11 protein-coding genes and 2 pseudogenes are annotated in these 10,729 nt (G+C 68.6%); all 13 read right to left on the reverse strand.

The window, feature by feature from the left end:
- Positions 1 to 204 (reverse strand): annotated as a pseudogene (locus ACFTZB_RS37165) (ABC transporter permease); the annotation flags it as partial.
- A gap of 98 nt (positions 205 to 302) precedes the next feature.
- Positions 303 to 583 (reverse strand): annotated as a pseudogene (locus tag ACFTZB_RS37170) (substrate-binding domain-containing protein); the annotation flags it as partial.
- A gap of 106 nt (positions 584 to 689) precedes the next feature.
- Complete coding sequence (locus ACFTZB_RS37175; RefSeq protein WP_378439615.1) at positions 690 to 1,670, reverse strand: Gfo/Idh/MocA family protein; 981 nt, start codon at positions 1,668 to 1,670, stop codon at positions 690 to 692.
- Positions 1,667 to 2,530 (reverse strand): sugar phosphate isomerase/epimerase family protein, encoded by an 864-nt coding sequence (locus tag ACFTZB_RS37180; RefSeq protein ID WP_378439617.1) that lies wholly within the window; start codon positions 2,528 to 2,530, stop codon positions 1,667 to 1,669. The genes ACFTZB_RS37175 and ACFTZB_RS37180 overlap by 4 nt, the downstream gene beginning before the upstream one ends.
- Positions 2,527 to 3,534, reverse strand: coding sequence for a Gfo/Idh/MocA family oxidoreductase (locus ACFTZB_RS37185; protein WP_378439619.1), 1,008 nt, complete (start codon positions 3,532 to 3,534; stop codon positions 2,527 to 2,529). The genes ACFTZB_RS37180 and ACFTZB_RS37185 overlap by 4 nt, the downstream gene beginning before the upstream one ends.
- Entirely contained in the window at positions 3,534 to 4,313 is a 780-nt protein-coding gene (locus ACFTZB_RS37190) for an SDR family oxidoreductase (protein WP_378439621.1), read from the reverse strand. Before ACFTZB_RS37190 ends, ACFTZB_RS37185 begins: the two co-directional genes overlap by 1 nt.
- A gap of 174 nt (positions 4,314 to 4,487) precedes the next feature.
- The gene (locus ACFTZB_RS37195; RefSeq protein ID WP_378439623.1) at positions 4,488 to 5,327 is read right to left on the reverse strand and encodes a sugar phosphate isomerase/epimerase family protein; all 840 of its coding nucleotides are present in this window, start codon (positions 5,325 to 5,327) and stop codon (positions 4,488 to 4,490) included.
- Positions 5,328 to 5,454: 127 nt separating this feature from the next.
- Positions 5,455 to 5,775, reverse strand: coding sequence for a hypothetical protein (locus tag ACFTZB_RS37200; protein WP_378439635.1), 321 nt, complete (start codon positions 5,773 to 5,775; stop codon positions 5,455 to 5,457).
- Positions 5,697 to 5,951 carry a Gfo/Idh/MocA family oxidoreductase gene (locus ACFTZB_RS37205; RefSeq protein WP_378439625.1) on the reverse strand — a complete coding sequence of 85 codons (255 nt, stop codon included), beginning with the start codon at positions 5,949 to 5,951 and terminating at the stop codon, positions 5,697 to 5,699. Before ACFTZB_RS37205 ends, ACFTZB_RS37200 begins: the two co-directional genes overlap by 79 nt.
- A gap of 9 nt (positions 5,952 to 5,960) precedes the next feature.
- Entirely contained in the window at positions 5,961 to 6,890 is a 930-nt protein-coding gene (locus ACFTZB_RS37210) for an NAD(P)-dependent oxidoreductase (RefSeq protein WP_378439627.1), read from the reverse strand.
- Between the two features lie 29 nt (positions 6,891 to 6,919).
- A complete protein-coding gene (locus ACFTZB_RS37215; RefSeq protein WP_378439629.1) occupies positions 6,920 to 8,131 on the reverse strand; it encodes a Gfo/Idh/MocA family protein in 1,212 nt (403 codons plus the stop codon).
- On the reverse strand, positions 8,128 to 8,931 hold the full coding sequence (locus ACFTZB_RS37220) for an HpcH/HpaI aldolase/citrate lyase family protein (RefSeq protein ID WP_378439631.1): 804 nt from the start codon (positions 8,929 to 8,931) through the stop codon (positions 8,128 to 8,130). Before ACFTZB_RS37220 ends, ACFTZB_RS37215 begins: the two co-directional genes overlap by 4 nt.
- On the reverse strand, positions 8,928 to 10,729 hold a 1,802-nt coding region (locus tag ACFTZB_RS37225; protein WP_378439633.1), incomplete at its 5' end, for a thiamine pyrophosphate-dependent enzyme. The genes ACFTZB_RS37225 and ACFTZB_RS37220, both read right to left, overlap by 4 nt.

A 10,729-nucleotide genomic window follows, 5' to 3' on the forward strand; every position in this document is an offset into this window, starting at 1 on the left:
GGGATGCGTAGAGGACGGTGGCCAGTGCCTCGGGGCTGCGGAACGGGGGTGCGACGACCATGAATAAGACGAAGATGGCGATCGCACCGAACAGGGAACCGATCTCGGGGCGGACCAGCAGCCGTTGCAGGCGTTTTTGTTCCTTCACCCTCTCGTCGTGGACGACTTGTGACTGGCAAGGTCCAGATCTTGCTGTGTGGACATGCTTTCCTTCCGTGACGCCGACGGCGCCCGGCAGTCGCGATGCTGTGCCGGGCACCGTGCTCAGCGGGTTCCGGCCTGGGCGTACTCGGCGATCGAGTCGATGTTTGACCGGCGACCGGGGTTCCCGCGTCGACGGCGGCCTTCACGGCCGGTGCCATCGCATCCGGCTTGGCGAGCGTGACGGCGATGCCGTCGACCTTGCTGTCGCGGGCGCTCTGGACCAGATTGGACTGGTTCGGTGCCTCGGGGTCCGCGGAGTATCGCAGTTCGAAATTGTCGTTGGGGTGTCCGCGGTGCCGGAGGCCATTCCGCTGCCGGTCGATTCGGGTTTCCCGCCGGAGCTCGAGCAACCCGCGAGCAGCACGGCAGCGGCAACCATGCAGGCATGGCGAAGTGGGAGGGTGATGCGGTGAGGGAAGGGTGTGATAGCCCCGCCGGGCCGGACGTCCGAAAGTGGTTCTCACGGCCCGGCGGGGTGAATGGGACTACCGGAGAGGTAGATCCGCGGCGCGGTACGCGGAGTCGATGAGCTCCATGGTGGCGACCGCGTCGTCGGCGTCGATCGGGAACGTGGTCCCATCGGCGAGGTGTCGAGCGAAGGTGTCGAGCTGATAGGTATATGTCGAACGGGTCCCGAGTCGCTCGACGGTGGTGCCGGCGTCGGTGGTGACGGTGATCCGGTCGTCGCCGGACTGGAGCATGTAGTCGTGTGCGAGGGCTTCACCGCGGTCGCCGACGAGGCGCAGGGTCATGTCGAACCGATCCCACGTCATCGAGTTCGTGTTCGATCCCGTTGCGCCGCCGGGGAAGACGAGTTCGATATCGCAGGCCTCGTCGACTCCCCGGGTGCGTTCGACGGCGCGGGCCGCCACCACGGTGGGTTCACCGCCGGCGAAACGGCCCAACTGGCGATGCACGTGCAGGCCATAGCAGCCGAGGTCCATCACCGACCCGCCGGCGAGTTCCAGCTTCCACCGGGGGTCGTCAGGTTTGGGTTCGGGCATCCGCATGACCACTTCGACCCGCTGCAGGGTGCCGAGGGTGCCGTCCTCGAGCAGCTCGAACATCCGCCCGACGATCGGGTGGAAGAAGTAGTGGAACCCTTCCATGATCGGCACACCCCGCTCGCGGGCCGCGCGACGGACCCGATCGGCTTCGGCGGCGTTGCGGGCGAACGGCTTCTCGGTCAGCACCGCTTTACCGGCCTCGATCGCCTTCAGATTCCACTCGGCGTGGAAGGCGTTGGCGAGCGGGTTGTAGATCACGTCGACTTCGGGGTCGGCGATCAACTCGGCGTACGAGTCGACGACCCGCTCGACCCCGTGCGTCTGCGCGAACGTCTCGGCGCGGCCACGGTCGCGGGCGGCGACCGCGACCAGCCGGTGACCCAGGATCCGAGCAGGCTTCACGATCGCCATCTCCGCGATGCGCGAGGCCCCGAGGACGCCGATCCGCAGCTCGCTCACAGCTGCAGGCTCCGCAGGAATGCCGCACTGGCCTTGACGTCCGCGACCGGTCCCTCACCGTCGGGTTCACCGGCGAGGATGGTGTCCTGCTCGAGCACGAACCAGCCGTCGAAACCGGAGTCGACGAGGTGCCGGACCACACCTGCGACGTCGACGTCACCGGTGCCGAGTGGGGTGTACATGCCCTGGGCGACGGCCTGTGTGTAGCTCAACTCGCCGGCCTGCACGCGGGCGGCGAATTCGGCGTCGACGTCCTTGAGGTGGGTGTGGGTGATCCGGTCGGCGGCGGCCCGGGCCAACTCGAGGGGATCAGTGCCGCCGATCAGCAGGTGCCCGGTGTCCAGGCACAGCGGAATCGAGGAGCCTTCGAGGACCCGCTGGACCTCGGTGTGCTTCTCGATCATGGTGCCCACGTGCGGGTGCAGGACCGCGCGGATGCCCTGCTCGGCGGCGACGTCGTGCAGCCGGTCGAGGTTCGACAGCAACGTCTTCCAGCCGGCGTCGTCGAGGTCGGGCCGCGAATCGTAGCCGTCGGAGCCGGTGATCGCGGCCAGCACCAGCACCTCGGCGCCGGCGGCGGTGAATGCGGCCAGCGCGCCGGTAATGTCGGGGACCGGGTCGTGGCCGGCATCGTGCAGCAGAACCGGGGTGAAACCACCGACGGCCTTCAGGTCGTAGGAGGCCAGGGTGGCGGCCAATTCCTGCGGGTCGGCGGGCAGGAATCCGTCGGGGCCGATCTCGGCGGCCTCGAGTCCGGCGTCGCGCATCTCCGACAGCACCCGCTCGGGGTCGAGCTGGTGGCCCCAGCCGGGAACTTCACAGACACCCCACGAAATGGGTGCTCCTGCAATACGAATCATCGTCGAACCTCACTCATCTGGACTGGTCGGTGGTGGGAGAGGGACAGCGTGGCCGCCTCGGCGATCCACGCCACTTCGAGGGCGTCGGCGGCGGTGCACGGCGAGGGGGTGGTGCCGGCGATCACCTCGAGGAACGCGCTGAGTTCGGCGCGGTAGGCGGTGGTGAAGCGGTCCATGAAGAACTGATGCGGCGGGCCGTCGGGGAACGTGACGCCGGGTTCGAGGTTGCGCACGGGCGCCCCGGCGTCCCAACCGGCGACGACGCTGTCCTCGGAGCCGTGAACCTCCAGGCGGCAGTCGTAGCCGCGGGCGTTGTAGCGGGTGTTGGAGACGACGCCGAGGGTGCCGCCCTCGAACGTCAGGGTGGTGGTGGCCGTGTCGACGTCGCCGCAGTCGGCGAAGATCGAGTCGCCCTGGTTGGTGCCGGCGGCGTAGACCTCGGTCACTTCCTGACCGACGACCCAGCGGACGATGTCGAAGTCGTGGACGCTGCAGTCGCGGAAGATCCCGCCCGAGGCGGCCACGTACGCTGCCGGCGGCGGCGCCGGGTCGAGGGTGGTCGAGCGCACGGTGTGCAGCCGGCCGAGTTCTCCGTACACGACGGCGTTGCGGGCGGCGACGAACGCGGGATCGAACCGGCGGTTGTACCCGATCTGCACCGGCACCGTCGACGTCTTCAACCGCTCGACGACCTGGTAGCTCTCGTAGGCGGTGAACGCCACCGGCTTCTCGCAGAACACCGGAATCCCGGCATCGACGGCGGCCAGGATCAGCGGCGCATGCGCCGGGGTGGCGGCCGCGATCACGACCCCGTCCACGCCCGAGGCGAAGACCGCAGCTGCGTCCTCGACCGCGCGCGCCCCGAACTTGGCGGCGACGGTTGCGGTGACGTCCGGACGCTCGTCGGTGACGACGAGGCCGTCCACGCCCGGCAACTGAGCGAGGGTGTCGGTGTGGAATGCGCCGATCCGGCCGAGGCCGATCACGCCGAGTGTCGATCCCATCAGTCCTGCCCTCCGATAACGGTCTGGTCCCAGTCGATGACCGAGCCGGTGACGACGCCACTGCGATCCGAGAGCAGGAACACCACCATGTCGGCGATCTCGTCGACCTGCCCGAGCTTGCCCATCGGCACCGTGGCCGCGGCGTCGACGGCCCAGTTGTCGTCGGCGCCGTGGAAGCGTTGCTGGATGGCGGTCTCGCCCTCGGTTTCGGTCCAGCCGATGTTGAGGCCGTTGATCCGGATCCGGTCGAAGCGGTGCGCGTAGGCGGCGTTGCGGGTCAGACCCGCCAGTCCGGCCTTCGCCGCCACGTACGGGGCCAGGTAGGACTGCCCGCCGTGCTCGGCGATGGAGATGATGTTGACGATCGTTCCCGGTGCCTTCCGCGCGACCATGTCGGCGACGGCGGCCTGCATGGTGAAGAACGGGGCCCGCAGGTTGACCGCCATGTGCTGGTCGAACAACTCCGGCGTGGTGTCGAGGAGGGTGCCGCGGGTGGTCAGGCCGGCCGCGTTGCACAGCGCGTCGATACGGCCGAACTCCTCGATGGTCCGGGTCACCGAATCACGGGCCTCGGTCGGGTCGGAGATGTCGGCCTGGACGAAGCGAACTTGTGCTCCGGTCGCTTCGAGTTCGGCGGCGAGGGCTTTGCCGGCCTCGGCCCGGCGGCCGGTGAAGATCACTCGGGCGCCTTCGCGGGCCGCGGCTCGCACGACGCCTGCGCCGACACCTTGCGTCCCTCCGCTGATCAGAACGACTTTCCCGTTCAACAGGGTGGCCACTGGATTCCTTTCGATCTGTCCCCACCGGCTTCGGTGCCGGTGGGTCGCTGATGCACACGTCCGGTCTGTGCGCACTTGTCAGTCTTGTTGTGACGTACGCCTCAATCAAGGCAGTATTCCCATCATTTTCACCTCACCGCCGAGGGCCGGAGGGCGGTGGGAGAGCCGGTGAAATCAGCTGTCGGCCCGATTCGCGGCCAACCGGTCGGCGACCTCGAAGCACCGCAGGGCCCCGTCGCGTGCCCTGGCGAGGGCCTCGGCGACGGGCAGTGTCCGGAACTCCCGCGACATGTGCTCGATACCCCAGGGGCCGTCGAAGCAGATGCGGCGGACCGCATCGATGAACTTCGGAACGTCGAATTCTCCCTCACCGCAGGGAACCCGGTTGTCGAAGGTGTCCTCGAGGTCGGTTCCCCGCACGACAGTCCAACCGTCGTCGAGTTCGACGCCGAACACGAAGCGCGACGGAATGATCTCCGGCAACGTGTCGTAATGCGTCCCACCCCGGAAGGCGTGCCAGATGTCCAGGATGAGCCCGCCGTTGGGGTTCCCGACGTCCTGGACGAACCGCGCAGCCTGTTCGGTGGTCTTGACGTGGTGCGAGAACGGTGTGTTCTCGAACGCGATCTTCACGCCCGCGGCGGCGCCGTCCGTTGCGAGCGCGTCGAACTGCTCGCAGAGCCGATCGCGGGAGACGGGGACGCCATCGTCGTCCGCGCCGACCTTGATGTTGTCGACTCCGAGGACGGGGGCGGCCTCGAACAGGTCACGGCGTACCTCGTCCGACACTGCGCGGGCATCCCCGGTGGTCCACCAGTTCGTGATCCACTCGAGTTGGACGTGGGTGATGCCGTTGTCGGCGAGCATTTTCGCGACGTCGCCGAGGCCGATCGTCTCGCGCGCGGCGACCAGGTCGGGGCGGGTCAATCCGAATCCGGTGTAGCCGGTGCGGGCGACGGCCTCGATGCGCTCGCGGATCGGGACCGGACTGCGGTCCGAACCTCGTGCCGGCATCACGTCACCGGCGGAAGTCCAACAGGCGGCCAATAGTTCCGGACGTGGTGAGCTGATCATGCCCAGTACCCTTCGGTGGTCGTCTCGATCGTAGAACGCGGACGGCGAGGAAGTCGTAGAGCGACAGTCATGAATTCCTCACCGGGGTGACGGCGCCCGCGTTGTTCATCGATTCGATCAGCGCTTCCGCCACCTCGATGGCGCGCAGACCGTCGCGGGCGGACGCCAATGGGCTGCGGGTCCCGGCGTGACTCGGCGCCAGGCTCACCGTTCCGGTTTCGCCGACCACCTCGCAGCGCACGTCGTAACCGTATCGTGCGTTGACGAACACATCGACCACGGTCAGCACATCGTCTGTGGTACGCAGCATCAGGATCTGCGGGTCGTGCCGGGTGACCAGGTCGGCGCATTCGCCGAAACTCGGGGCCAGCGGCTTCTCGCACAGCACCGGCTTGCGGTGATCGAGGCACAGCCCACCTGCTCGGCGTGGGCGGAGTCGTGGGACGCGATGATCACCGCGTCGACGTCCGGGGCGGTGATCAGCTCTGCCGCGGTCGCGACTGTGCGGGCGCCGACTTCTTCGGCGATCGTGGCGGCGCGGGAGGAGTCGAAGTCGGTGATCACGGTGGACGGTCATGATGCCACCGCGGCCGGTTCGCGGCCGTCGAGAACCGCGATGGCGCCCTCGACCGCGGCGCGGATCGTCAGGGCCATCGCCCGATCCGTGAACCCCATCAGGTGCGGACTGAGAGTTGTGTTGGCGTGGTCGAACACCGGGTGGTGTTCGGGTGGTTCAGGGTCGAAGACGTCGAGGCCGAGGCCCGCGAGGCGCCCGGACCGCAGCGCGGCGTGCGCGGCGTCGAGGTCGATCAGTGCGCCGCGGCTGCAGTTGACCAGGATCGATCCCGGCCGCATGATGGCCAGCCGCACCTCGTTGATCAGGTGATGGTTCTCCGCCGTCAGCGGCGCATGCAGGGTGACGAAGTCGCTGGAGGTGAGCACCTCGTCCACGCTCGCACACCGGTACCGGTCCGGGATCTCGGCGTACGGGTCGTAGGCGCGGACGTTCAGGTCGAATGCCTCGGCGATCTGCGCGACCTTGCGGCCGATCCGCCCGAACCCCACGATCCCCAACGTCGCACCCTCGAGGTCGCCGACGGTCACCCCACCCCGTTCACCCCACCGCCCGCTCCGCACCAGATCGGTCAGTGTCGGCAGCCGCTTCACCAGCGACAGCAGGTGCGCGAACACACCCTCGGCCACCGAGACCGTGTTACTGCCCGGGGTGATCACCACCGGAATACCCCGTCGGTGCGCTTCGGCGACGTCGACCAGATCGGTGCCGACCCCGGTGCGGGCGAGAACCTTCAATGCCGGCATCCGGTCGAGCATCGCGGCGTCGACGGTGAACGCCGCCCGCACGATCGCGGCCTCGGCGACCGCCAGCTGTTCCTCGGTGGGGTCGAGGACCAATTGTTGATGGGCGGCCAGATACGGGTCGACGAGCTCCCGGTCGAGCGGGCCCAGGCCGACGAACAGTTGAGTGGAGATCGTTGTTGACATCAGCGTCCTTGCAGGTGTCGAAAGGGCGGTCAGGCGGTGCGGGCGGCGGTGGTGCCGGCACCGACGTCGAGCTTCTGCCACTGCCCGGTGGCGGCGGAGGTCTCGGCGGCGGTGACGATCGCGGCGGCCGAGGCGGCGTCGTGCACGTTCGAGTTCTCTTGCGGCCCAACGGTGACGGCGAGCAGGAACTTCTTCGCCTCGATCGTCTTGAGGTCGTCGAAGCCGAGGGCGTTGCCCGGGCCGGGCTGGAAGCGGGAGTAGTCGCCGTGCGCCGGGCTGGCGTTGACCGTCGTGTAGCCCTGTTCGGCGTTGGTGCGGCCCAGGCAGACCTTCAGCTCGTTCATCCGCTCGAAGTCCCACGTCAGGGATCCGTCGGTGCCGTAGATCTCGATCCGGTAGCCGCACTCGGGTCCGACGATGACCCGGGAGGCCTCGATGGTGCCCACCGCACCCGATCCCGGTCCCTCGGATCCGAATCGCACCAGCGCCGCGGCGTAGTCCTCGTTCTCCACCGGGCCCATCTCACCGTTCTCGATGACCGCGAAGTGGGTTCCGCTGCCCATCGCCAGCTTCGGGCGTTCGGTGTAGACGGTGCTGGTGAGGGCGTTGATCTCGGCGATCGGCCCGACCACGTACTGGCACAGGTCGCTGGCGTGGCTGAACAAATCTGCCAGCACGCCGGACCCGGCGAGTTCCCGGTCGAATCGCCAGGACCGGGCGCCGTTGGGTTCGTTGGCGTATCCGGAGAAGAACGAGGCCCGCACGTTGGTGATCCGGCCGAGGCTGCCCTCGGCGATCAGCTTCCGGGCGTGCTCGACGGCGGGGGCGTGCCGGTAGTTGTAGCCGATCGAGGTGATCACCCCGGCGTCGGTGGCCGCGGCCTCGATCGCCGCGGTCTCGGCGTAGCTGCGTCCGACGGGCTTTTCGATCCAGAAGTGCTTGCCCGCCTTCGCCGCGGCGATGCCGATCTCGGCGTGCAGGAAGTTCGGTGCGCAGATGGAGACGACGTCGATGTCCGGGTGGGCGAGGACCTCGCGGTAGTCGGTGGTGCCCTCGGCGAAACCGAGGACGTTCTTGGCGAACTCGACCCGGCTCTCGGCCGTGTCGGCGGCGATCACCAGTTTCGGGGTGACTCCGAGTTCGGGATAGACGATCGGGACGTCGCGGTAGGCGCGGGCATGTAGCTGGCCCATCCAGCCGACGCTGATCAGTCCGACTCCGACGGTGCGGGTTGTGCTCACGATGACGTCCTTTTCTGGTCTTGTTCGGGGCGGGCGGTGGCGAACGCGTCGGTCAGCGCCGCGGCGAGCAGGGTGGAATCGGAACCGACGGCCACGAATCGGAAGCCGAGTTCGACGTAACCGCCGGCCAGGGCGGCGTTGGCGGCGAGGATGCCGGCTGTCTTGCCGTGCCGGTGGGCGGCCTCGAGCACCCGCCCGAGGGCGGTGGTGAACACCGGGCTGTCGAACTGCAACGGCACCCCGAGCGCGAATGACAGGTCCAGCGGGCCGACGAACAGCACGTCGACACCGTCCTGGGCGGCGATCTCGTCGACCGCGTCGAGTGCGGCGAGGGTTTCGATCTGGATGACCCCGAGTGAGGTCTGCTCCTCGGCGAGCAGCACGGAGCGGTCCATGCCCCACCGGCAGGAGCGGTTGTAGGTGGCGACCCCGCGGTCGCCGCGCGGCGGATACGCCAGGTGGGTGATCGCGTCGACCACCTGATCGGGTTTGTCCAGGCGCGGCACCATCACCCCGGCGGCACCCTGATCGAGGACGCGTCCGATCCGGATACGTTCTCCGGACTCGACCCGCACCACCGTAGGGACCCCGTAGGCGACGGCAGCGAGAATCGAATCCCGAAGTGCGTCTTCCGATCCGGCGCCGTGCTCGAGGTCGAGCAGGATCCAATCGGATCCTGCCGCGGCACACACCTCGGCCGCGGTCGAGGACGCCATCCCGACGAACGTGCCGACGGTGGTGTCACCATTGGCGAGGCGCCGGCGCAGGGTTCCGGCGTCGAGAGGGCTGTTGTTGCTCATCCGAACCACCTCTGCCGTCCCACGGCGTTGTCGTAATCGGCGCGCAGGGTCTGCACCCATTCCTGGTTCGAGACTTCGGCGGGGGCCACGTCCCACCAGACGTCCCCGCCGGGCAGGTCCACGTGCGGCACCGTCGGAACCACGATGACGACCGGCCCGGACACCTCGCGGGTGTCGGCCAGCGCGGCGCGGACCTCGGCTGTGGTGGTGGCGCGGATCGCGGTGGCGCCGAGGCCTTCGGCGATCTGACGCAGGTCGACCTTCAGGTAGTCGCCCTCGAGACGCGCCTTGTCCCCGCTGTCGGCGATGATGTCGCCGTCGGTGCGGTAGCGGAACTCGTTGCCGAATTCGCGTCCGTTGCGGTTCATCTGCAGGCGGTGGATGACCTGGTAGCCGTGGTTCTCGGAGACGACGATGGTGACGTCGAGGCCCTCTTGGGCGGCGGTGACCAGTTCGGTCGGGGCCATCAGGAAGGTGCCGTCGCCGACGAAGGTGACGATCCGCTGGCCCTGGTTGCCCTCGGCCAGGCGCACACCCATCGCGGCCGGGATCTCGTACCCCATGCAGGAGAACCCGAATTCGAGGTGGCAGTGCCGATTCCCGGTCGCGTTCCAGATTTTCTGCAGGTCGCCGGGCGGGCCGCCGGCCGCGGCGATGATGGTGTCGCCGCCGCAGGCGTGCTCCTGCAGCAGCCCGATCAGTTGCGGCTGGGTGAGCACCGCACCGGTGACCGGTGCGTCCGGGTGCTCGGCGGGGTCGAATGCGGTGTCGGGGTCGAGGGCGGCGGCCCGGATCGGGGCCCAGTCCGCCTTCGCCGTCCGCACCGTCTCCTGCCACGCCGTGCTGGTGGTGTGCCCGGCAAGCGCGACCGTCAGCGCGGCGAGGCCGAGGCGGGCGTCGGCGAGGATGCCGGTGGCGCCCTGCTTGCGGGTGTCGGCGTCGACGACGTTCACTGATGCGAAGCGGACGGTGTCGTTCTCGAAGATCGACTGCGAACCGGTGACGAAGTCGGTCAGCCGGGTGCCGACACCGATCACCAGGTCGGCCTGCTTGACGAGCGTGTTCGAGGCGAAGTTGCCCTCGAGGCCGACACCGCCGACCTGCCACCACTCGTCACGGCTGACCGCGCCCTTGCCGCCGAACGACTCGACGACCGGAATCCCGACCTGCTCGGCAAGCTCCTCGAGGGCGGTGGTGGCATCCGAATAGTGCACGCCGCCACCGGCGATGATCACCGGACGCTCTGCCTCCCGGATCAGCGTGGCGACCTCGTCGACCTCGGCGGGGTCGGGGAGCGGGCGGCGGATCTTCCAGTCACGCGGTTCGAAGAACTCGACGGGGAAGTCGAACGCGTGGGACTGGATGTCCTGCGGCAGCGACAGCACCACGGCACCGGTGTCGGTGGGGCTGGTCAGCACCCGCATCGCCTGCGGGAGCGCGGTCAGCAGTTGCTCGGGGCGGGTGATGCGGTCGAAGAATTTCGCCACCGGACGGAACGTGTCGTTGACCGTGGCGTCCGCTTCGGTGGCGTGCTCGAGTTGCTGGAGCACCGGACCCTGGTGCCGGGTGGCGTAGGTGTCACCGGGCAGCAGCAGCAACGGGAGCCGGTTGATCGTCGCCAGCCCGGCTGCGGTGACCAGATTCAGGGCGCCCGGGCCGATGGAGGCGGTGACCGCGAGGGTGGCGCGGCGGCGGCCGGCCTTGGCGTACGCGGTGGCGATGTGCGCCAGGTACTGCTCGTGCCTCCCCTGAATGAACGGCAGGTCGTCGGACAGTTCGTCGAGGGCCTGTCCGAGGC

This window comes from Rhodococcus sp. NPDC057014 (assembly GCF_042673295.1).
Lineage (GTDB): Bacteria > Actinomycetota > Actinomycetes > Mycobacteriales > Mycobacteriaceae > Rhodococcus_F.

Excerpts from the sequence above, each read along its gene's own strand:
- ACFTZB_RS37180 (WP_378439617.1), bottom strand. The coding sequence starts at position 2,530 with ATGATTCGTATTGCAGGAGCACCCATTTCGTGGGGTGTCTGTGAAGTT.
- ACFTZB_RS37185 (WP_378439619.1), bottom strand. The coding sequence starts at position 3,534 with ATGGGATCGACACTCGGCGTGATCGGCCTCGGCCGGATCGGCGCATTC.
- ACFTZB_RS37195 (WP_378439623.1), bottom strand. The coding sequence starts at position 5,327 with ATGCCGGCACGAGGTTCGGACCGCAGTCCGGTCCCGATCCGCGAGCGC.
- ACFTZB_RS37210 (WP_378439627.1), bottom strand. The coding sequence starts at position 6,890 with ATGTCAACAACGATCTCCACTCAACTGTTCGTCGGCCTGGGCCCGCTC.
- ACFTZB_RS37220 (WP_378439631.1), bottom strand. The coding sequence starts at position 8,931 with ATGAGCAACAACAGCCCTCTCGACGCCGGAACCCTGCGCCGGCGCCTC.